23 protein-coding genes and 1 pseudogene are annotated in these 21091 nt (G+C 70.8%); 6 read left to right on the plus strand and 18 right to left on the minus strand.

Annotated elements, in window-relative coordinates; all coding sequences use genetic code 11:
* Positions 1-189: 189 nt before the first annotated feature.
* Complete coding sequence (gene rpsD, locus J8J14_RS17060; protein ID WP_209380747.1) at positions 190-807, minus strand: 30S ribosomal protein S4; 618 nt, start codon at positions 805-807, stop codon at positions 190-192.
* A gap of 217 nt (positions 808-1024) precedes the next feature.
* Between rpsD and J8J14_RS17065 the strand changes: the two genes are divergently transcribed.
* The 3 genes from J8J14_RS17065 (at position 1025) to J8J14_RS17075 (ending at position 3175) form a co-directional block, all read left to right on the plus strand.
* Positions 1025-1243, plus strand: coding sequence for a hypothetical protein (locus tag J8J14_RS17065; RefSeq protein ID WP_209380748.1), 219 nt, complete (start codon positions 1025-1027; stop codon positions 1241-1243).
* 100 nt (positions 1244-1343) lie between these two features.
* Positions 1344-2570: a PQQ-dependent sugar dehydrogenase gene (locus J8J14_RS17070; protein ID WP_209380749.1), complete on the plus strand. Its 1227-nt coding sequence runs from the start codon at positions 1344-1346 to the stop codon at positions 2568-2570.
* A gap of 5 nt (positions 2571-2575) precedes the next feature.
* Positions 2576-3175 (plus strand): c-type cytochrome, encoded by a 600-nt coding sequence (locus J8J14_RS17075; protein WP_209380750.1) that lies wholly within the window; start codon positions 2576-2578, stop codon positions 3173-3175.
* Between the two features lie 285 nt (positions 3176-3460).
* On the opposite strand, the gene pqqE is transcribed toward J8J14_RS17075, so the two are convergent.
* The 8 genes from pqqE to J8J14_RS17115 all read right to left on the minus strand — a co-directional run bounded on the left by pqqE (position 3461) and on the right by J8J14_RS17115 (position 9165).
* Entirely contained in the window at positions 3461-4561 is a 1101-nt protein-coding gene (pqqE, locus tag J8J14_RS17080) for a pyrroloquinoline quinone biosynthesis protein PqqE (RefSeq protein WP_209380751.1), read from the minus strand.
* Positions 4558-4833, minus strand: coding sequence for a pyrroloquinoline quinone biosynthesis peptide chaperone PqqD (pqqD, locus tag J8J14_RS17085; RefSeq protein WP_209380752.1), 276 nt, complete (start codon positions 4831-4833; stop codon positions 4558-4560). Before pqqD ends, pqqE begins: the two co-directional genes overlap by 4 nt.
* A complete protein-coding gene (gene pqqC / locus J8J14_RS17090) occupies positions 4830-5579 on the minus strand; it encodes a pyrroloquinoline-quinone synthase PqqC (RefSeq protein ID WP_245215897.1) in 750 nt (249 codons plus the stop codon). Before pqqC ends, pqqD begins: the two co-directional genes overlap by 4 nt.
* A gap of 5 nt (positions 5580-5584) precedes the next feature.
* Positions 5585-6517 carry a pyrroloquinoline quinone biosynthesis protein PqqB gene (gene pqqB, locus J8J14_RS17095; RefSeq protein WP_209380753.1) on the minus strand — a complete coding sequence of 311 codons (933 nt, stop codon included), beginning with the start codon at positions 6515-6517 and terminating at the stop codon, positions 5585-5587.
* 55 nt (positions 6518-6572) lie between these two features.
* Positions 6573-6650 carry a pyrroloquinoline quinone precursor peptide PqqA gene (gene pqqA / locus J8J14_RS25490; protein WP_209380794.1) on the minus strand — a complete coding sequence of 26 codons (78 nt, stop codon included), beginning with the start codon at positions 6648-6650 and terminating at the stop codon, positions 6573-6575.
* 118 nt (positions 6651-6768) lie between these two features.
* Entirely contained in the window at positions 6769-7512 is a 744-nt protein-coding gene (locus tag J8J14_RS17105) for a lysophospholipid acyltransferase family protein (protein WP_209380754.1), read from the minus strand.
* A 10-nt stretch (positions 7513-7522) separates the two neighbouring features.
* Positions 7523-8506, minus strand: coding sequence for a phosphatidate cytidylyltransferase (locus J8J14_RS17110; protein ID WP_209380755.1), 984 nt, complete (start codon positions 8504-8506; stop codon positions 7523-7525).
* Entirely contained in the window at positions 8503-9165 is a 663-nt protein-coding gene (locus tag J8J14_RS17115) for a CDP-alcohol phosphatidyltransferase family protein (RefSeq protein ID WP_209380756.1), read from the minus strand. Before J8J14_RS17115 ends, J8J14_RS17110 begins: the two co-directional genes overlap by 4 nt.
* Positions 9166-9300: 135 nt before the next feature.
* Here J8J14_RS17115 and J8J14_RS17120 point away from each other — a divergent pair, with 135 nt between their 5' ends.
* On the plus strand, positions 9301-10185 hold the full coding sequence (locus tag J8J14_RS17120; protein ID WP_245215898.1) for an FRG domain-containing protein: 885 nt from the start codon (positions 9301-9303) through the stop codon (positions 10183-10185).
* A 9-nt stretch (positions 10186-10194) separates the two neighbouring features.
* Here the strand turns inward: J8J14_RS17120 and J8J14_RS17125 are convergent, their stop codons facing one another.
* The 4 genes from J8J14_RS17125 to cysS all read right to left on the minus strand — a co-directional run bounded on the left by J8J14_RS17125 (position 10195) and on the right by cysS (position 13468).
* Positions 10195-11016, minus strand: coding sequence for an RNA methyltransferase (locus J8J14_RS17125; protein ID WP_209380758.1), 822 nt, complete (start codon positions 11014-11016; stop codon positions 10195-10197).
* Between the two features lie 87 nt (positions 11017-11103).
* On the minus strand, positions 11104-11439 hold the full coding sequence (locus tag J8J14_RS17130) for a DUF6525 family protein (RefSeq protein WP_209380759.1): 336 nt from the start codon (positions 11437-11439) through the stop codon (positions 11104-11106).
* A gap of 107 nt (positions 11440-11546) precedes the next feature.
* Entirely contained in the window at positions 11547-12053 is a 507-nt protein-coding gene (locus J8J14_RS17135) for a GNAT family N-acetyltransferase (protein WP_209380760.1), read from the minus strand.
* The gene (gene cysS / locus J8J14_RS17140; protein ID WP_209380761.1) at positions 12038-13468 is read right to left on the minus strand and encodes a cysteine--tRNA ligase; all 1431 of its coding nucleotides are present in this window, start codon (positions 13466-13468) and stop codon (positions 12038-12040) included. The genes J8J14_RS17135 and cysS overlap by 16 nt, the downstream gene beginning before the upstream one ends.
* A 233-nt stretch (positions 13469-13701) precedes the next feature.
* Here cysS and J8J14_RS25105 point away from each other — a divergent pair.
* A pseudogene (locus tag J8J14_RS25105) lies at positions 13702-14045 on the plus strand (glycerate kinase).
* Between the two features lie 12 nt (positions 14046-14057).
* On the opposite strand, the gene gltX reads toward J8J14_RS25105, so the two are convergent.
* From gltX to J8J14_RS17165, 3 genes are read right to left on the minus strand one after another with little or no spacing between them, the layout of a single operon-like run.
* Positions 14058-15389, minus strand: a complete 1332-nt coding sequence (gene gltX, locus J8J14_RS17155) for a glutamate--tRNA ligase (RefSeq protein ID WP_209380764.1) — start codon at positions 15387-15389, stop codon at positions 14058-14060.
* Positions 15386-15769 (minus strand): hypothetical protein, encoded by a 384-nt coding sequence (locus tag J8J14_RS17160; protein WP_209380765.1) that lies wholly within the window; start codon positions 15767-15769, stop codon positions 15386-15388. Before J8J14_RS17160 ends, gltX begins: the two co-directional genes overlap by 4 nt.
* Positions 15766-17184 (minus strand): nitrilase-related carbon-nitrogen hydrolase, encoded by a 1419-nt coding sequence (locus J8J14_RS17165; RefSeq protein WP_209380766.1) that lies wholly within the window; start codon positions 17182-17184, stop codon positions 15766-15768. The genes J8J14_RS17160 and J8J14_RS17165 overlap by 4 nt, the downstream gene beginning before the upstream one ends.
* 80 nt (positions 17185-17264) lie before the next feature.
* Here J8J14_RS17165 and J8J14_RS17170 point away from each other — a divergent pair, with 80 nt between their 5' ends.
* Positions 17265-18299, plus strand: coding sequence for a 2OG-Fe(II) oxygenase family protein (locus J8J14_RS17170; protein WP_209380767.1), 1035 nt, complete (start codon positions 17265-17267; stop codon positions 18297-18299).
* 179 nt (positions 18300-18478) lie between these two features.
* Here the strand turns inward: J8J14_RS17170 and J8J14_RS17175 are convergent, their stop codons facing one another.
* Both J8J14_RS17175 and J8J14_RS17180 read right to left on the minus strand, forming a co-directional pair.
* Entirely contained in the window at positions 18479-19615 is a 1137-nt protein-coding gene (locus J8J14_RS17175; protein WP_209380768.1) for a beta/alpha barrel domain-containing protein, read from the minus strand.
* A gap of 2 nt (positions 19616-19617) precedes the next feature.
* On the minus strand, positions 19618-21000 hold the full coding sequence (locus J8J14_RS17180; RefSeq protein WP_209380769.1) for a class II 3-deoxy-7-phosphoheptulonate synthase: 1383 nt from the start codon (positions 20998-21000) through the stop codon (positions 19618-19620).
* Positions 21001-21091: the final 91 nt, after the last annotated feature.

The following is a 21091-nucleotide window of genomic DNA, read 5'->3' on the forward strand; positions in this document are numbered from 1 at the left end:
TCCGCCGGGCGCACAACGTGGCCGGCCCGGCCGGGTTTGGCGGGGCGGAATCCCGGCCACCACGGCACCCGGCAGCGGCGGGCCCGGCCCCAGGCCTGCAGGGCCCCGTGAATCAGAAGGGGGGAGGACGGCGCCCGTCCTCCCCCCGATCCATCCTTGAGGCAGGGCCATCCGCCCTGCCCGCCGCCATCAGCGCGAGTAGAACTCGACGACCAGGTTCGGCTCCATCTGCACCGGGTAGGGCACGTCCGAGAGCTTCGGGGCGCGGACAAAGGCACCCTTCATCTGGCGGTGGTCCACCTGGATGTACTCGGGCACGTCGCGCTCGCCGGACTGGGCGGCATCGAGCACGGCGGTCAGGCCCTTGGACTTCTCCTTCACCTCGATGACGTCGCCGTCCTTGACGAGGTAGGAGGGGATGTTCACGCGCTTGCCGTTCACGGTGATATGGCCGTGGTTGACGAACTGGCGGGCGGCGAAGGGCGTGACCACGAACTTCATGCGGTACACGACGCAGTCCAGGCGGCGCTCCAGCAGCTCGATCAGGTTCTCGGAGGTGTCGCCCTTACGGCGCACGGCCTCATCGTAGTACTTGCGGAACTGCTTCTCGCCGATGTTGCCGTAGTAGCCCTTGAGCTTCTGCTTGGCCATCAGCTGGATGCCGAAGTCGGTCGGCTTGTTCTTACGGCGCTGGCCGTGCTGGCCGGGGCCGTATTCGCGCTTGGCGATCGGGGACTTGGCGCGGCCCCACAGGTTCACGCCGAGGCGGCGATTGATCTTGTACTTGCTTTCCGCGCGCTTCGTCATGCGGCGGGTCCTTTCGTCGTCTGTCCGGGCTGTGGACCGTTCGGTTCCTTTGCCCGTGGTGTTGTCCCGGTAGGCTCCAGGCCGGAAGGCCTTGGGGCGGGCGCGCGCCGATCCGGGGCCTGGGGCCCTGGGCACGTCCACGTTCCCGGGAAGAGGGCGGCCGATAGGCGATCGGGCATCGCTTGTCAAATGCCGCGCGCCTCCTTAACCCCGCGCCATGGGATCACGCGCGGATATCCTCATTCTCGGCCTCTCGGCGGGGGTCATGGGCAGCCTGGTGGGCGGGCTGATGCTCGGCCTGGGGCTGGGGCTGGTGACGCAGAGCGTCCATGCCGGCTGGTTGTTGGTGCTGCCGGCCGCGCCGGTTTCCGGCCTGATCGGCCTCTGGCTGGCCAAGCGGCTGGTGCGGCGGCTCGAGGCGGATGGCCGGATCTGATACGATCCCGCGACGGAACGAGCCCCCCATTGTATGACAACTCGCTCATGACCTAGCCTTCCATGGAACGGCGCATCGAAGCGCCGCCGAGGAGGAAAAAATGAGGTCCCGAAACGCGCGGCGCACGGCACTGGCCGGCGCCCTCTCGCTTGCCTTTGCCCTGCCTGCCCTCGCCCAGCAGCCGGCCCCGGCCCCGGCCTCCCCGCCCGCCTGGGCCCAGGGCCGCTCCGCCGACCAGGCGAACAGCCCCCTCGCCCCGCATGCCCCGCGCCTGACCGCGACGCCGGTGGACCGCATCCCCGTCGACTCGATCCGCCTGCCCGAGGGCTTCAAGGCGGAACTCTGGGCCTCCGGCATGCCGGGCGCCCGGATGATGGCGCGCGGGGAGGACGGCACCGTCTATGTCGGCACCCGCGCGCTCGGGCGAGTCTATGCGGTGAAGGACGAGGGCGGCACGCGCGCGACGCGGGTCTTCGCGCAGCGGCTGGACCAGCCCAATGGCCTGGCGGTGCGCGACGGCTCTCTCTATGTCATCGCGATCAACCGGGTGCTCCGCTACGACAACGTGGCGCAGAACCCGAATGCCGAGCCGGTGGACATGACGCAGGCCTTCAACCTGCCCACCGAAGCGCATCACGGCTGGAAGTTCGCGGCCTTCGGGCCGGACGGCAAGCTCTACATGAATATCGGGGTGCCCTGTAACGTCTGCACCTTCGACGAGAACAAGCACGCGCTGATCGTGCGCTTCAATCCCGATGGCTCGGGCCGCGAGATCATGGGGCATGGCGTGCGCAACTCGGTCGGCTTCGACTGGCGGCCGGGCACCAACGTCCTCTACGCCAGCAACAACGCGCGGGACTGGGCGGGCAACGACACGCCCGAGGACACGCTGCACCGGCTGGCGCGGCCCGGCGAGCACCATGGCTTCCCCTACTGCTCGGGCGACAACTGGCAGGATCCGGGGCATACGGGCCGCAAGTGCTCGGAGTTCCCGGCGCCGGTCGCTCTCCTCGGGCCGCACACCGCGCCGCTGGGCATGCGCTTCTACAACGGCACCATGTTCCCCGAGACGTATCGCGGCCGCGCCTTCATCGCGCGCCACGGCTCCTGGAACCGGGACACGAAGAGCGGCTTCGACGTGGTGACGGTGACGCTGAACGAGGATGGCTCGCAGGGTAAGGTCGAACCCTTCCTGACCGGGCTGCTGGACAGCGGCGACAACAGCTTCAAAGGCCGCCCCACCGACGTGCTGGTGATGCCGGACGGGTCCATGCTGGTCTCCGACGAGCAGAACGGCGCGATCTACCGGATCTCCTACCAGCGGTGAGTGACTTGAGGACTTTGACGATGGGGCTGGCGCTGATTGCGCCAGCCTTTCTTTTCTCCGGGGTGGCACGGGCGCAGGACACGGCCGTGGCGCGGGGCCAGGCGGTCGCGGCGGAGCGGAACTGCGGCGCCTGCCACGGGGAGCGCGGCGTTTCCGCGACCCCCACCATCCCCTCCCTCGCGGGGCAGCAAGGCGAGTTCGTGACCCTGCAGCTCGTGCTGTTCCGGGAGGGGCTGCGCGACGTGCCCGCCATGCAGGCGCCGGCCGAAGGGCTGACGGACCAGCAGGTGGAGGATCTGGGCGCCTATTTCGCCTCCCTCCCCCATTCGCCGCCGCCCGACCGCGCCCGGCGCAATGTCGGCGCCTACAACAACGGCGCGGCACTGGCGAACCGGCTTCGCTGCGGCGTGTGCCACCTGCCGAACCTGGTGGGGCAGAACCAGGTGCCGCATATCGCGGGACAGCGCGAGGAATTCCTGGCGGGCACGCTGAAGGCCTATCGCGATGGAACGCGGCATGGGACGGACACGCAGATGAACGCGGCGGTCTATGGGCTGAGCGATGCACAGATCGACGCGATCGCGCACTACGTCTCGCAGCGCTGATTTCCTGACGGGTTTGTTCTGACGTTGCTGTTCCCCGGAGAGGGCTCTGCCCTCTCCGGACCTCGCCCGCCAAGGGCCTGAGGCCCTTGGAACCCCGCCTGGCTGCCGCGGATACAATGCAAGCAGGGGTTTCTGAGCCCTTATCCTGCCCTTGCAGTCGCCTCCGGTCGTCGACCGGAGGCGCACCATCAGCCGGGCTTTTCCAAACGTCTAAAAGAAGATGATGGTGAGGGGTCCGGGGAGAGGAAGAATTCCTTCTTCCTCTCCCCGGGGCCATGAGCGCTGTCAGACAGCGGATGGAAGCTTCGGCATCTCGCGATAGGTGAAATCACCCGTCGCCGAAGAGGCTTCCTGCACCGCCAGGTCGAGCAGGTGGTGATGGGGCGAGTGGGCACAGGCCGGATCGGTGTTGGCGGCGTCCCCGGTCAGGGCGAAGGCCTGGCAGCGGCAACCGCCCCAGTCGCGCTCCCGGTGTTCGCAGCCCTGGCAGGGCTCGGGCATCCAGGTGGTGCCGCGGAAGCGCTGGAAGGCTTCCGAATGGGTCCAGATATCGGCCAGGGAGGCATCGCGGACATTGGGAAAGTCGAAGTTCGGAAGGCTTTCGGCTGCATGGCAGGGCAGGACGCGCCCGGCGGGGGACACGGCCATGAAGGAGCGGCCCCAGCCACCCATGCAGGCCTTGGGGCGGCGGGCGTAGTAATCCGGCACGACGTAATCGATGACGAGCTCCCCGCGGAGCCTCTCGCGCGCTTCCGTCACAGTCCGCGTCGCGGCTTCGAGCTGGGCGCGGCTGGGCAGGAGCGCGTCCCGGTTTCGCAGCGCCCAGCCATAGTACTGGACATGCGCGACCTCTAGCCGTCCCGCGCCGAGGGTGATGGCGAGTTCGATCAGCTCCGGCAGTCGGTCCAGGTTCTGGCGGTGGACGACGGCATTGAGGGTGAGCGGCAGCCCCGCGGCCTGCACGGCCTCGGCGAAGGCCAGCTTGCGGGCATGGCCGCCGCGCAGCCCGCCGATGCGGTCGGCGGAGCCTTCCTCCGCGTCCTGCACCGAGAGCTGCACATGGTCGAGCCCGGCATCGGCCAGGGCCTTCATGCGCGGGGCGTCGAGCAGCACGCCTGACGTGATCAGGTTGCTGTAGAGGCCGGCGCGGGCGGCATGGGCGACGAGCTCGGGCAGGTCGCGCCGGGCGGCGGGCTCGCCGCCGGAGAGGTGGAGTTGCAGCACGCCCAGCGCCGCGGCCTCGCGGAACACGCGGCCCCAGCTTTCCGTGTCCAGCTCGGCGGAAGCGCGGGAGAGTTCCACGGGGTTGGAGCAGTAGGGGCAGCGAAGCGGGCAGCGATGGGTCAGCTCCGCCAGCAGGCCCAGGGGCGGAGGGGGCGCGGTCATGCGGTGACGACGCCCTTGGCCCGGAGGTCGTCCAGCATGGCCAGCACATCCGCCGCGATCGCTTCGCGCGGGGCGTCAAAGCGGGCGGCGAGATCGTCCACGATGGCGTCCACGCTGCGGGCGCCGTCCATGAGGCGGAGGATTTCCAGCGCGATGTCGTCGGGCACGAAGAGGCGCTCGGGACCGACCACCACCCAGCGGGACCGTGCCGGGTCCTCCCGCAGGCGCATGCCCCGGGCGAAGCGGGGGATGGTGGCGGGCGCGATGCTCATGGAATGCCCGGCACGAAGGCGCCGGGGGGCGGCAGGCCGGGGCTGACATAGGCGTGGTGCAGCGCGTCCAGCTGGGCCCAGAGCAGGTCGCATTTGAAGCGCAGCGCGGCCAGGACCTGTTCCTGCTGCTCGCGGCTGCGGGCCTCCCGCGTGACGTAGTCGAGTGCGAAAGCGACGTCCTGCGGCGCTTGCGTGAGGCGCGGGGTGAAATAGGCGAGCGTTGCCTCGTCCACGAAGTCATAGGCGCGGAGCATGCCGCTCACCCGCTCGGAGATGATGGCGGGAGAGAACATCTCGGTGAGAGAGGAGGCGACGGCTTCGAGCACGGTGCGTTCGCGCACGAAATGCACATAGGCATCCACGGCGAAGCGCGTGGCGGGAAGGAGGCCGCGGAGGGAGGTGACGTAGCTGTCCTCCAGGCTGAGGCCGCGCGTGAGAACGAGCCAGCGCTCCACGCCGCCGGGCTTGCTGCCGTCGCCGTCATGGTCCTCCAGCCGGCGGCGCCATTCGCGGCGCAGCGCGGTGGTGGGCAGGCGCGCGAGGAGGGAGGCATCCTTCGCGGGGATGCTGGCCTGGTAGTAGTAGCGGTTGAGTGCCCAGGCCTGGACCTGGCCCTTGGTCAGCTTCCCGCCATGCAGGAGGCGATGGAAGGGATGCAGGTTGTGGTAGCGCTCGGCGCCGATGGCGCGAAGCTGCGCCTCCAGCTCATCCGGGGCCAGCAGCCGGTCCGTCTCGTCCTGCAGCAGGGCGCTCACGCGGTGATCTCCATGCCGTCCTCGGCCACTTCCCAGCCCGCGGCGGCCACCTGGGCGCGCTCGGGGCTGTCCTCCAGCAGGACGGGGTTGGTGTTGTTCAGATGGATCAGGATGCGGCGGCGCACGCCCAGCCCGGCGAAGGCGGCGATGGTGCCGGCCTCGCCGGAGATGGACATGTGGCCCATCCGCGCGCCGGTCTTGGGGCCGGCACCGGCGCGGATCATCTCGTCGTCGCGCCAGAGGGTGCCGTCGAAGAAGACCGTGTCGGCGCCGCGCAGGCGGGTGCGCAGGGCATCGTCCATCATCGCGCAGCCCGGGATGAAATGGACGGCCGGACCATCCCCGGCCCGCAGGGCGATGCCGATGGTGGCGCCCTCCTCCCCCGGCTCCGCCTCGTCCCGGGTCTCCAGGAAGAGCGGCACCTTGCCGGGGACGGCATAGGCCTCAGCCGTGATGCCGAGCGGGATGCCCTCCGCATCCAGCAATGGGAAGGGCGCGCCTGCCACCACCTCACGCCGGGGGACCATGGCGGGGTTCAGCGCGCCGAAGATGGGATTCGCGGCGAGCACGCCCAGTGACGGAGCGGTGGCATAGAGGGCGAAGGGATGGCGCTCGCGCAGGGAGAGAAGGCCGGCCACCGTATCCACCTCCGCCCCTGTGAGCAGGACGGCGGCGATGGGAGAATGGCGGATCGAGCCCGGCGCCGGGCGGGGGTGCAGGGCGGGCGTGGCGGCGATCTGGGCCGTGATCTCAGGCGCGGCGTTGAGCAGCACCCAGCGCTCGCCATCCACGCTGGCGGCGAGGGAACATTGAGTACGGGAACGGGCTGCCGGGTCTCCGGCGCGCGCGCGCAAGCAGCCCGGGCCGGCGGAGTTCCATTGCGGGAATCCGCCCCCTGCTGCCGCGCCAAGCACGATCAGCTTCAGCATCAGGCTCCTGTCCCCCCGGAATCCTCCGGGGGGTGCCGGGCGTCAGACCTGGATCTCAGATCTCGGCGCAGGCGTAGGAATTGATCTCCATCGCGACGGAGACCTCGACAATCTTCGGGGACTTCCAGGCCATATTCTTCTCCTCCTGTTGGGGCTGCCATCGGGCGCCGGGGTGTATTGCGGCCCATCGGCGTTCCGTCGTCAACGGGAAGATGGGGCGAAGGATGCGCGTTGCACCCCCTTACCTTGATTCAGGGGGCCTCATTCAGGGGCCCTCTTTCAGAAGAGAGGAGGCGGACCGCGGCTTCAGCGGCGGCGGCCACCTGCTGCCATCCGGCGCGGCCGGCCGGGACCTGCCCGAAGCGTAGCGGCGGGCCGATCCGCAGATGCAGGGGCCGGAACGGGCGCGGGGTGCGGGACTGGGGCGGCCAGGCCTCATGCGCGCCCTGCAGCCAGCAGGGAACCACCGGGATATCGGTGCCGGCCACCAGCATGCCCAGCCCGGGCTGGAAGGCGCCCATGCTGCCGCTGCGGCTGCGCGTTCCCTCAGGGAAGAGGATGTAGACGAGATGGTCCTCGGCCAGCCGGGCCCGCATGGTGTCCAGGTCCCCCCGGCTGCTGCGGCCGCGCCACACCGGCAGGGCGTTGATGGCGTAGGCCGACAGGGCCGAGACGGCCGGGTTGGCGAAGAAGAGATCTCCTGCCGCCATGGCATGGGCCCGCCGCGCGGCATGGCCGCGCAGAGCGGCGGAGAGGGCCAGGGCATCGAGATGGCTGGCGTGATTGGCGACCATGACGAAAGGCGGGCCGGGCGGCAGGTTTTCCAGCCCCTCCACCCGGAAGCCGTGGCAGGCGCGGAGATAGGCGCGGACGCCACGCCGCCAGGCCGCGTTGATGCCCAGCCCGATCAGCCCCGGCTCCCGCCCGAGGCTGCGAAGGCGCTCGGCCGGCTTGAGGCCGAGATCCCGGGCCGGGCGGAGCTTCCAGGCTTCCATCACCCTTCCCTCAGCCCGTGATCACGCGGCTGGCGGCGCCCAGGCCGAAGCCCAGGAAGTAGTGGACGAGGTGGAAGATGGCGGGGGCCACCAGCAGAAGGGAATTGAAGCGATCCAGCACCCCGCCATGGCCGGGCAGCACCGTGCCCATGTCCTTGATGCCCAGGTCCCGCTTGATGGAGGAGAGAAGCAGGTCCCCGGCCTGGCCGGCGATGCTGACCAGCGCGCCCATGGCCACCAGCCACACCGGGTTCGCGAGCGGCGTGCCGCGGAAGATGGCGGCGCCGACCAGGGCGACGAGGCTGGTGGTGACGGCCACGGCGCCGAGGGAGCCGGAGATGGTCTTGTTCGGGCTGGTGGCGGGCAGCAGCTTCGGCCCGCCGATCAGCTTGCCGCAGGTGAAGGCCGCGACGTCGTTCAGCGCCACGGCGGTGAGGAGGAGCAGGACCAGTGGGCGGTAGCCCGGGTCATTCGCCATGAAGCCGAGATGGGCGAGCCCGGCACCGAAGAGCATGAAGGCGAGGATGGCCAGCGCGGTGCGCTGGATATAACCCGCCGGCCGGTCCAGCGGGATGGTGGACACGGCCAGCAGGCAGGCGGTGAGTGGCCAGAGGGCGGTGAAGAAGCCGTACCAGTTATCCAGCGCCGCGAAGTTCACCGCGAGGATGCCGAGCACGATGATGAGGCTCAGCAGGCGTTCGCGGAACAGCCCGGTGGCGCGTGCGTATTCGCGGTAGCACAGCAGCGAGAGCACCGTGACCGCCGCGATGGTCCATTCCCGCCCGAGCAGGACGGGGCCGAGCATGAGCGGCAGGAGCACGCACCAGGAGGCCCAGCGGAGCCAGAGTTCCCGCCGGAACTCCGGCTTCGCACGGCCGGACCGCGCGATGCCGAGGATGGCGAGGCCGGACACCGCCAGCACGGCGAGGGTCGCGATGATGATGCCCGTGGTGACGGGATGGGCGAAAGCGCCGCCGGGCGGATGCGGGATCATGCCCTTGCCCTCAGCGCCCGCGCCCCGCCGAGAAGGCGGCGCAGCGCGGTGATGCTGGCGAGGATGGTGACGAGGACCAGCGCCCAATAGGGCAGCCCCGCCTGCCAGGAGAGCGGCGTGACGGCGCACCAGAGCGCCAGGGCCGTGACGAGGGCCATGCGCTGCTGCTTGGCCATCGGGCCGCGGAAATCGCTGGGCGCGCCCGCCGCGCGGGCCGTGGTGCGGATATAGGCGGTGGCCATGGCGGCGAGCGAGGCCGCCAGCCCCCATGCCGGGCTTCCCGCCGCGACGCCGAGGCCGAGGAGCACGGCGGTGTCCGAGACGCGGTCCGGCACCTCGTTCCAGAGTTCGCCCACGGGCGAGGCGACGCCGCGGCCGATGGCGACCATGCCGTCCATGAGATTGGCCAGGAGGCGGAGCTGGATGAGGATGGCTCCCGCGATCCAGAGCGGGCGGGCGGCTTCCGGCCACCAACCCGTGCCGGCCAGGGCTAGGCCGGCGAACAGGCCGGCGACCATGCCCGCGGCGGAAATGCCGTTCGGGGAGGCGCGGCGGCGGATCAGCCAGGCGGCGAGGGCATGGGCGGGACCAGTGTCGCGTGCGGCGATGGGGCGGCGGTCACCCCCCCGGTCCTCGGCGGAGGTGTTGGGCGGTTCCATGAGCCGAGGATGCCATGCGCGCGGGCGAGTAGGCCATGGCCGCGCAGGGTCCTGGCGCCATCCTGGCCGCCCCGCAGAATAGCGCAGGGAGGATCGCCGCTTCGTGATGCCGCGTGGCGGCGGGAAAGCGCCGTGATGCCGCCCCAGGGCGGAGGGGTGATGGAACAGCTTGGCGTCTCGAAGCTCTGGTCCTTCCTGGATGGAGGGGATGGGGCGGTGCCGGTCACCAACGGGGTGGTGCGGTCCGGGCGGGGCTTTCGGGTCGGGAGCTATCTCGAACTCGCGGCGCGGGTGGCGGAGCTGCAGTTCCGGAACCGGCAGCACGTGCTTCTCTTCCGTGGCCAGGGCGGCGATTGGCGGAGCGTTCAGGGACGGACCAGCATCATGCCCGGCCTGCTCCGCCCGCCGCCCGGGCGCTCCCGCGCGCCCGCCGCGCTGATCGCCGCGCGCTTCGAGACCCTGTCGCGGGCCGAGGCGCTGCTGGCCCAGGCCTTCCCGCCCGGCGGGCCGCTCGGGCGGCAGCGCGTGGCGCGGACGCGGCTGCTGCGCTGGTCCATCCTGCAGCACTACGAGATCTGCCCCACGCCGCTGCTGGACGTGACTCATTCTCTTCGCGTCGCGGCCTCCTTCGCGAGCCTGGGCGGCGGCGAGGAGGCCTTCCTGCATGTGCTTGCCGTGCCGAATCTCAGCGGCGCCGTGACGGTGCATGCGGAGGGTGGTCTGCAGGTCCTGCGGCTGGCCAGCATGTGCCCGCCCGTGGCGATGCGGCCGCATATTCAGGAGGGATATCTGCTGGGCGAGTATCCGGAACTGGCGGGGCCACCACAGGGCCTGCCCGCGCTGCCGCACGAGATGGATTTCGGCCGGCGGATGGTCGCCAAGTTCCGGTTCGAACCAGGCCGCTTCTGGGCCGATCCGGCCTTCCTCCCGGTGCCGCGCGAGGCGCTCTATCCCGGGGAGCGGGATCCGCTGGAACGGATTGCCCAGGGAATCAGGGCGGCGCTCGACCCCCTGCCCTAGCCCCCTGCCCTAGCCATCAATCTGCGGGTCCACCGCGGTGGCCGGCGCGGCCGGGCCGCCGCGGGCGACGCGGCCGCGGGACAGCTCGGTGACCACCCCGTGCAGGGTGCGCAGCTCCTGCTCCGTTACCTCGCCCCGCTGGAAAAGGTGGCGGAGATTGCGGACCATGCCCGGGCGCTTGGGCAGGTTGTCCAGGAAGCCGCAGGCGTCCAGCTCCCCCGTGAGGCGGTTGAGGAAGCCCTCCAGCTCGCCCTTGGTGGCCACGCGGGTCTCGTTCGTCATGAGCGCGCGGGGAGGCGTGGGTTCCTCGGCCATCCACCACTCATAGGAGAGAATCATCACGGCCTGGGCGAGGTTCAGGCTCATATGGGCGGGATTAAGGGGATAGCGGACGAGGGTGTCGGCACGGGCCATGTCCTCGTTCTCCAGCCCTGCACGCTCCGGGCCGAAAAGGATGGCGGCGCGCAGGCCGCGTGCATTGATCTCCCGCAGGTCCTCCGCCGCCGCGCGGGCGGTGCGGACGGGGATGATGACGTGGCGCGGGCGCGGGCAGGTGGCGAAGACACGCTGGCAGTCGGCGAGCGCGTCATCCACCGTTTCATGGATGGTGGCGGCGTCCAGGATGCGGTCGGCGCCGGAGGCGGCCCGATACGCGACCTCCTGCGGCCATCCATCGCGCGGGGCGACGATGCGCAGGTGGAAGAGGCCACCATTGGCCATCGCGCGCGCCACGGTGCCGATGTTCTGCGCCATCTGGGGGCGGACGAGGACCACGATCGGGCTCTCGCCGGGCGGGGGTGTCAGGGCGGCGCCGCCCTCTCTGCCGGTCATGGGGCACGGGGATGCCGCGTGGAGAGGCCCTGGGCAAGCGGTGCTTTGGAGGAGGAGCCATGCCGCGCCCCCGCGGCAGCTGGCGGCTCAGGCCCTGCGGCGCAACACGCTGGCGCCCGCGGCCAGATGGGGCAGCGGCGCGCCATGGGCGCGGCGATAGGCGCTGCTGAAAGCCTCCCGCTCCAGCGCCTCGAGCCGTTCCATGTGGTGGATGAGCGTGCGCTCTGCCCGGGCGGAGGAGGCGTGCCGGCGGCGGAACAGGCGCCAGAGCTTCACCATGTTGACTGCCCAGGGATCATAGGCGTGGTCCTGCATGCGGCGGCGGATCGGCGCGGGAAGGCTGTCATAGCTCGCCCATTCGTCGCCGGCATGGCGGAACCAGCATTCATCACGGGCCGTGTTGTCGTTGGTGAGGCGGGGCATGGGGAGGCTCCGTCGATGCGGCTTCCAGCATGCATTATGTTATAACATCACATTTGACATTCCGACAATCCGGCCTCTGCCGAGGCGATCACGGGTCAGCAGAACGGTCAGGCTGCGCGGCGGCGCAGCGCCTGCCATTCCGGGCGAAGGAGGGACAGGATGATCAGGTCCTCCCGGCTGCCATCGGGGCGAGGGCGGGCCTGGCGGAGGCGCCCTTCGATGGTGAAGCCTTCCCGCTGATAGACATGCAGCGCCCGTCCGTTGCTGGCCAGGGCATGCAGCCAGAAGCGGTGGGCTGCCGTATTCGCGAAGGTCCAGTCCGTCACGGCATTGAAGAGCGGCGTGCCGAAGCCCCGGCCCGGCTGGGCCACCGCGATCCGCTTCAGGCAATGGTTGCCGCGCCTGTCCGTCAGCTCGGACAGGATGGCGAAGCCCACCGGCGCGGCTTCCGCCTCCGCGATGAAATAGGCAAAGGCGGGCGAGGCAAGCTGCGCGGCATGCTCCGCCTCGGCCTGTTGGTTGATGAAGGCGTCGTGGCCGGGCGTGGCTTCCACGGCCATGACGAAGCGGATGTCCTCCGCCCCGGCGCGGCGCAGGGTCAGCCGCGGCGCCATGTGGTCGTTCCCTTGCCGTCCTCGAGCACAATCCCCTTTGCGGCGAGATCGGCGCGGATGCGGTCGGCCTCGGCCCAGTCCTTGTTTGCGCGGGCCGTAAGGCGGGCCTGGATGGCGGCCTCGATGGCCGCGTCGTCCTCCCCTGCCCCGCCCTGGCGCCAGGACCGGGGGTCGGAGGGAAGCAGGCCGATGGCATGGGCGGCTTGGCGGAGCGCCGCGCCGGCCTGGCCGGGCTTCGGGGCCCATCCGCGGTTGGCGCGGGCGAGCACGGCGGCCATGGAGCCACCCACCTGCACCACGTTCTCCAGCGCGCGCAGGTCGCGCAGGCGGGCGATGACGAGGGGGGTGTTCAGGTCGTCGGCCAGCGGTTCCAGCGCCCACCGCACCATGTCGGCGACGGTTTCGTCCTCCTCCTCCGGGGCGGGCAGGTCGCGCACGAGAAGGGCGTAGTGGTCGTCCAGCTCGGCGCGGGCCTCCTCCAGACGCTCGGCGGTGTAGTCGATGGCGGAGCGGTAATGGGTCTTCAGCAGCAGCAGGCGGAAGGCCTCCCCGGCCCAGGGGCCGCGCTGCAGGATGTCCCGCACCGTCATGAAGTTGCCGAGTGACTTCGACATCTTCTCGCCGTTCACGAGCAGCATGCCGTTATGCATCCACAGATGCGCGAAGCGGCTGCCCGGGAAGGCGCAGCAGGACTGCGCCACTTCGTTCTCGTGGTGGGGGAAGATCAGGTCGGCACCGCCGCCATGGATGTCGATCTCCTCGCCGAGGTTGCGCCAGGCCATGGCGGAGCATTCGATATGCCAGCCCGGGCGGCCGCGGCCCCAGGGGCTGTCCCAGCCCGGCGTCCCGGCATCGCTCGGCTTCCAGAGCACGAAGTCGCCAGGATCGCGCTTGTAGGGCGCGACATCGACGCGGGCGCCGGCCAGCAGCTCGTCCGGGCTGCGGCCGGAGAGCTGGCCATATTCGGGATAGGAGGCGACGGCGAAGAGGACATGCCCCTCCGCCTCATAGGCGTTCCCGTGCGCGATCAGGCGCTGGATGATCTCGATCATCTCGGGGATGCTGGCGGTCGCGCGCGGCTCGATATCGGGCGGCAGGCAGTTCAGCGCCGCCATGTCGGCGTGGAAGTCGGCGGTGGTGCGCGCGGTGATGGCGGCGATGGACTCGCCGCTCTCGCGGGAGCGCGCGTTGATCTTGTCGTCCACGTCCGTGATGTTGCGGACATAGGTGACGGCCGGGAATTCGCGGCGCAGCAGGCGCGCGAGCACGTCGAAGACGACGACGGGGCGCGCATTGCCGAGATGGGCAAGGTCATAGACCGTCGGGCCGCAGACATAGAGGCGGATGTGGTTCGGGTCGATCGGACGGAACTCGACCCGCTCGCGGCGCGCGCTGTCGTGGAAATGGAGCTGCATGGCGCCCCGCCTAGCATGGCCGGCGGCGCTGCGCCCAGGGCTGTCGCGGGGGGCGGGTTCCCGGCGAGGGGTCGGCGGCCCGGCGGCATGATCCCGGCATTTCGGTTCGATGACGGCGGGAGGGCGGGAATGCGGCACCGGCGGCCCCGGCCCTGCCCATATCGGAAGGAAGATTACATCCAGGCCATCTCCGGACGCTTGGCGTCCCTGCCCGTCCTGCCCAGGAGCAGCCCATGATCCTCCCGCGGGTTGTCGTCGCACCCTCAGGCTACAAGGAATGCCTTCTGGCGGATGAGGGGGTAGAGGCCATTCTCGCGGGGCTGCGTCGGGCCCGCCCGGAGGTCCGCGCGACGAGGTTGCCGCTGGTGGGTAGGGGCGAGGGCTTCGCGGCGTGCCGCCCGGCGCGCGGAACCCGCTTCGCACCTGCACGCGCGGCGTGGGCGAGTTGATCCGCGCCGCGCTGGACGGCGGGGCGCAACGCTTAACGCCCCCCCGGATAAGCAGCCACGGAATGCTCACCGCACCGGGCGTGGGCAGGCGCACCGCAGCTGTCCGCCCAACCCAGGCCCTGGGATGACGGGCTGCGCGCCTAGGCTACGGAGCGCTCCAGCCGCGTGCGCACACGATCCCGGCCGATCAGCGGCAGGAAGGACTTCAGGTCGGGGCCATGTTCCTCGCCCGTCAGCGCGCGACGGAGGGGAAGGAAGAGGGGCTTGCCCTTGCGGCCAGTCGCGGCGGAGACGGCGGCGGTCCAGGCGGGCCAGGTCGTCTCGTCCCAGGGGCCCGGGGGCAAGGCCTCCAGTGCGGCGCGGAGGAGCCCTGACTCTTCCGGCTGCTCGGGGACGGTGATGTCGCCCGACGCTACGTCGAACCAGTCGCGCGCCTCGGAGAGGAGGTCCAGGTTGCCGCGGATGGCGAGCCAGAAGGGCTCGTCGGCGCCTTCCGGAAGGCGGTCGCGGACCTGGTCGAAGGTCAGGGCGTGGAGGTACTTCCGGTTGAGGGCGAGGAGCTGCTTCGTGTCGAAGCGCGCGGGCGAGTGGGAGACGCGCGTGATGTCCCAATCCGCGACGAGATCCCGCGGCGCGGCGGGAACGGGATCGCGGGACGTGCCCAGCGCCGAGAGATAGCCGGTGATGGCGGCCGGCTCGATGCCGTCGCGCCGGAACTGGCGCAGCGAGATGCTGCCGAGGCGCTTGGAGAGCTGCCCGCCCTCCGCATCCGTCAGCAGCGGCATATGGGCGAAGTAGATGCGGTTGGGGCGGCCGCTCAACGCCTCGATGATGTCGATCTGGATGCCGGTGTTGGTGACATGGTCCTCGCCCCGGATGATGTGGGTGATGCCCGTCTCCAGGTCATCCACCACCGAGGTGAAGGTGTAGAGGAAGGAGCCGTCCGCGCGGATCAGCACGGGGTCCGAAAGGCTGGGCAGCTTCACGTTGCGCTCGCCCAGCACGCCGTCCCGCCAGGTCACGGTGCGGGTGTTCAGCTTGAAGCGGTAATAGGGCTGCTTGCCATTGGCCAGCGCGCGCTCCAGCTGCTCCGCCGTCATCTTCAGCGCGCCGCGGTCGTAGATAGGCGCGCGGCCCTGCTTGCGGCGCTGCTCGCGCTTGAAGTTCAGCTCCTCTTCGCTCTCGAAGCAGGGATAGAGGAGGCCGGCCTTCTTGAGGCGCTCGGCGGCCGCCTGGTAGCGCTCCAGCCGGTCGGACTGGCGGAAGAACTCGTCCCAGTCGAGGCCGAGCCAGCGCAGGTCCTCCTCGATGCCCTGGGCGTATTCGGGCTTGCTGCGCTCGGTGTCGGTGTCGTCGAGCCGCAGCACGAAGGTGCCGCCGCGCTTGCGCGCCTCGAGCCAGTTGGCCAGGGCGGGGCGGGCATTGCCGACATGCAGCCAGCCCGTGGGGCTGGGGGCGAAGCGGACCTTCACTCGCCTTCTCCCTCGTCTTCGTCTTCCGTCATGTGCTTGCGGGGATCGAGCGCGCGCCAGTCCCGCTCGGTCCTGCCGCGGGCCGGCTTGGCGGCGAAGTTCCGGATCTCGGCGGCCGAGGTCCAGTGCTCTCCGTCCAGGTCCAGCGCCTCGGCGTCCTCACCGAAGGCGAACCAGGCTGCCAGCACGGCTTCCGCATCCATGCCGGGCGCGCGGCAGCGCTCGATGCTGTCGCGCACATAGCGGCGCGCGAAGGTGGCGGCGTCGGCGGCGGTCAGGAAGCCGCGGATCTCCTCCACGGGCTCGTCGCCATTGCCGCCGGAAAGGTCCTTGATGCGGACGAAGGGGCCCGTAGGGGCGGGCTTGGGGCTGTCATTCATGGCGCCGGGGCCTCTTGGGGGTTGGGGTGGCCCAAACTATGGGTCCGGTCCTGGAAGGCGCGGGGGGCGGGATTCAGGCCGGGCGGAAGATGGCGGCGCTTGTAATCCGCGTGTGCCAGGCTTTGCCAGAGGGTCGCGGCCGGCGGATCCGCCCCCGGCCCGGCCTGTGCTTCCGGAGGAAGGGGAATGGCGGGGCGTTCCGGCCCCCGGAGGCCGGCAGGACGATGCGCGTTGCGCCACGCCGCCAGGGCGCGGCGCTGGGCCCGGCTGAGATGGCGGAGCGGTGCGAAGGCGGAGGCGATCGCGCTGGAACCAGTGACGAGCGGCAGCAGCCCGCCTGACCGGGCAAGGGAATCGAGCGCCAGCCGGTGGAGGTCTTCCCCGGCGACCGGGGCGCCCAGGGCCTGGGACAGCATGGCGGCGGCGGGGGCCAGGGCAGGGCGGAGGGGCGATAGCCCCAGGCGCTCCGCGGCGGGAAGGGCGGCTTCGTCCAGCAGCACGGGGCGGATGGCCTCCGGGGCGAAGGCGTCCATTGCCAGCACGGCCAGCAGGCTGGAATCGGGCGAGGCGGTGAGGGGCAGCAGGATTCCCGCCGGCGCATGGCGCCCCGCATGGTCGCGCAGGGCGAGGATGAGGGCCCGCCAGAGGCTTTCCTCCGGGCCGGGAGGCGCGTGGAGGGGCTGCGGGACGCAGCGCCAGGAAAGCCCGTCCCGCCGCCATTCGGTGAGGGTGAGGCCTTCCGTGAAGGGCGGCAGGCGCAGGGCGGGGCTGCGGTCGGCGTTGAGGACCAGGGCCGCGCCGTCATGGGCGTCCTCGTCCTCGGCGCCCAGCCGGTTCAGCAGCAGAAGGGGCAGCCCATTCTCCACCGCGCGGGCCAGGGCCGCCTGGAGGATGCGCTCCGCCCCGCCTGTCTCATGGGGCAGCGAATCCAGGGCGACCAGCAGCTCGGCGCCGGTCTCGGCCAGGGTTTCGGGCGTGGCGGGCCGGCGCCAGTCGCGCCCGGCCATCAGGCCCAGCCGCGCGCCGCGCCAGGCCACGGGGCCGGGTGCCGGGCCAGGATCGAAGCCGGACCCAGGCTCATGCGCGGCACGGCGGGCCCGGATGGCGCCGCCATCCAGCAGGTGGACGGCCTCGTGCAGCAGGGTGCCGTTCCGCCAGGGAGCGCCGACCAGCATGGCCGGGCCGGGCCGGGCGGCGAGGGCGGCCAGGGCGGATTCCAGCGCGGCGGCGAGGGCGGGGTCGCGCGCCAGGGCCGGCGGGACGGCGCCTGACAGGGAAAAGGCGGGCGTGATGATCAGCTCTGCCCCCTGCCCCGCCGCTTCCGCCCGCAGGGCGTCCAGGGCGGCGGCGTTGGCCTCCGGTTCCGCCATGAGGGGGTTGAACCGGGCAAGGGCGATGCGGAGCGTGTCGGCCATGGGTGGCCGACCCTAAGCCAGGGCGGCGGGGCGCGGAATGGCGCTGGCCCCTTCACGCGCGGGACGGCAGAAAGGCGGGCATGAGCGACCGTTCGAGCTTCCTTGTCGGTGACCACCTGCCCGGAATCGTGCTGCCCGATGCGGCGGGGGCGCCTTTCGACGTGATGGGCCAGGCCATCGCCAGCCGGCCGCGCCTGCTGCTGCTGGGCCCGGCGCCCGAGGATGCCGGGGCGCTGGAGGCCCTGGCGCGGGACGCCGGGGCGCTGCTGGTGCTGGTGGAGCAGCGGGCGCCGGATGGAGCGCTCCGCCCCGGCCCGGCGCGCATCTTCGATGCGGAGGGAAAGCTGTTCCGCGCCCTGGGCCTGGCCGAAGGTGGAGTGGCGGTTGTCTCGCCGCGGGGAAGGCTGGGCTTCGCGGCGCGGGCGGAGGATGCCGCGGCCGGGCTGCGGGCAGCGATCGCCTCCCTTCCCGCCCCGGCCCCGGCACCGCCCGTGCGGCGCGGAGGAGCGCCGGTGCTGCTGGTGCCGGACATAGTGGAACCGGAAATGATCGCGGCGCTGCTGGCCCATTGGGAGCGCGGCGAGAAGCAGAAGGACCGGGTGGCGGGCGGCGCGGATGCGGCGGCGGCGAACCGGATCAAACGCCGCGCCGACGTGTTCCTGGATGACCGCGCGCTCTACGAAACCTTCCAGGCCAGGCTCATGCGGCGCGTGGTGCCGGAGATGACGCGGGCCTTCCGCTTCATGCCCTCCTCCTACGAGGTGCCGCGGATCGGCTGCTATGACGAAAGCGACCTGGGCGCCTTCGAGGCGCACCGGGACAACCGCACGCCCTTCACCGCGCATCGGCGCTTCGCGATGAGCCTGAACCTGAACACGGGGGAGTATGAGGGTGGGCAGCTCCGTTTCCCTGAGTTCGGGCCGGACCTGCACGAGCCTCCCGCCGGTGGCGCGGCGATCTTCGGCTGCGACATGCTGCACGAGGCGCTACCGGTGACGAAAGGGCGCCGCTTCGCGATCTTCACCTTCTTCACCGATGCCGAAGGGGCGAAGCAGGAGCAGGCGATGATCCGGCAGCGCATGGCGGCGGGGCAGCAGGGGCTGGCGATGCGGTGATGCTCAACGGCGCCTGAGGCCGCGCCGGTCCTGCCTGCCCAGCCCCTGGTCATGGCGGTGCATGAACTGGCCACCAACGCGGTGACATCCCGGTAGAGCTCAGCAGGGCGGCATCCAGCCTGCGCGGAGCCGAGGAGACGCCGGCGCCCCTGGACGGATGGCGGGCGAGGCGGCGCCGCTCAGCGCTCTGCCCTTGCCCCGCCGCGCAGTAGGAATTCGCGCCCGAGCTTCACGCGCTCCACGCCGTCATAGGCCACGATGTCGGCGGTGGCGTAGGTCTCGCTCCAGCTGTTCGGGATGAAGCTGCCGGTGCCGATCACGTCGATCGGCGCACGCGCCTCGGCCATGACGCGGCATTTGGAGACGCCGAAGCCGGAGGAGGCGACGATCCGCACCTTCGGGAAGCCGCCCTCGTCCAGCGCCTCGCGCATGCGCCAGATGGCGGCGGCGGAAACGCCGGTGCCGACGAGGTGGCGCAGCTCGGCGTCACTGCGGTAGCGGCGGATGGCGCCGGGCGCGTATCGGTCGATCAGCGCGTAGGATTTCTGGGGATCCAGCCCTTCGAGGAAACGCCCGCCATGCGTGTCCAGCCGAACGGCGATGCGGCCGGCGGCGGCCAGGTCCGGGAAGCGGTGGCAGACCGCGAGCCCATCCGTCACCTCCTGGCCGAAATAGTCCGTGAGGACCGTCAGGTTCTCGTCCGGGAAGGTCTCGTGGAACATTTCGGCGGCGCGGAGGGTGCTGCCGGCATAGCCGATCAGGGCATGCGGCATGGTGCCCGCCCCGCGCTGCGCGCCGTAGTAGTGGGACGTGGCGTCATTGGCATTGCCCATGAAGCCCTTCGCCCCTTCCTCCTTCGCGGCCTTGCTGCCGATGGAGGCGGCATAGGCCATCAGCTCCTGCATCTCGGCCCCCGCGCAATGCCGCGCCTCCATGGCGAGGAAGGCGACATGCGGGAGCTCAAGGCACATCTGGTAGGCGTTGTGCGCCGCGACGCAGGCAGAGCCGAGCTTCTGGAGAAGCAGCGTCTCCAGATCCGAGAGATGCACGAACGAGCCGGTGATGTAGACGATGGGGTCGCCCGCGCCGACCCAGGTGCCCTCCTTGTGCATCAGCTCGATCCCGAGATCGGCGCCGCGCTCCTCGGCCACCGTCCTCAGCCAGTCCAGCATCAGCCGCGGGGCGGAGACGACGGGGCGGCGGAGGAAGACGGCATAGGTGACGCGCGCATCGCCGAAGCGCTGCACGATCGCCTTGGTGCGCTTGAAGTAGACATCCGTGCGGGCGGCGATATCGGCTTCGAGCGGGGTGGTCATCGCTATTGCGCGGCCTGCAGGTGAAGGGCGGTGGCGCGGCGGGATTTCAGCTCCTCGGCGACGAGGAAGGCGAGCTCCAGCGACTGCTCGGCGTTCAGGCGAGGATCGCAGAAGGTGGCGTAGTTGGCCGAGAGATCGGCCTCCGTCAGCCGGTGCGCGCCGCCCAGGCATTCGGTCACGTCGCGGCCCGTCATCTCCACATGCACGCCGCCGGCATTGGTGCCCTCGGCATGGTGGATGTCGAAGAAGCCGCGCACCTCCTGCAGGATGGCGTCGAAGGAGCGGGTCTTGTAGCCGCCGGCCGAATGCGTGTTCCCGTGCATCGGGTCCGACAGCCAGGTGACCTTGCGGCCATGGGCCTGGATGGCGCGGATCAGCGGCGGGAGCTTCTCCTCGATCTTGTCGGCGCCCATGCGGGCGATGAGGGTGAGGCGGCCCGGGATGTTGTTGGGGTTCAGCCGCTCGGTCAGGCGCAGCAGATCGTCCACCCCGGTGGTGGGGCCGACCTTCAGCCCGATGGGGTTGGAGACGCCGCTGAGGAACTCGACATGCGCGCCATCCGGCTGGCGCGTGCGGTCCCCGATCCAGAGGAAATGGGCCGAGCAGGCGAAGTGGCGGCGCGGATGGGTGGATGGCTCGCGCGTCATCGCCTCCTCGAAGGGAAGCAGCAGCGCCTCATGCGAGGTGTAGAACTCCGTCTCCCGGATTTGGGGGGCGGTGAGGCTGTTCATGCCGCAGGCGGCCATGAAGCGCAGCGTCTCGTCGATGCGCTGGGCGATATCGGCGTAGCGGTCTGCCAGGGGCGAGCGGGCGACGAAGCCGAGATTCCAGCGATGCACCTCATGCAGGTCGGCGAAGCCGCCCGTGGCGAAGGCGCGCAGCAGGTTCAGCGTGGCCGCGGACTGCAGATAGGCGAATTCCATCCGCGAGGGGTCGGGGATGCGCGCCTCGGCGGTGAAGCCGGAGCCGTTGATGATGTCCCCGCGATAGGAGGGCAACGTCTCGCCGGAGACGGTTTCCGTGTCGCTGCTGCGGGGCTTGGCGAACTGGCCAGCCATGCGGCCGAGCTTCACCACGGGCAGGCCGCCGCCGAAGGTGAGGACCACGGCCATCTGCAGCAGCACCCGGAAGGTGTCGCGGATGGTGTTGGCGTTGAAATCCGCGAAGCTCTCGGCGCAATCGCCGCCCTGGAGCACGAAGGCGCGCCCCTCCCCGGCCTCGGCCAGGGCGCGGGTCAGCCGGTCGCACTCACCGGCGAAGACGAGCGGGGGAAATCGGGCGAGCTTCTCTTCCATGGCGCGCAGGCGGGCCTGGTCCGGGTAATCGGGAACCTGGCGGATGGGCATCTCGCGCCAGGAGGCGGGGTGCCAGGAGGTGCTCGGCATCGCTGACGTATCCAGTATGGGCGCCGCCCATTCTCGGGGCGGTCGGGCACCATAGCGGGGGAGGCCCGGGGGGCAAGGGTTGATCACGGGC

The organism is Pararoseomonas baculiformis, assembly GCF_017813395.1.
Classification (GTDB): Bacteria; Pseudomonadota; Alphaproteobacteria; order Acetobacterales; family Acetobacteraceae; genus Roseomonas; species Roseomonas baculiformis.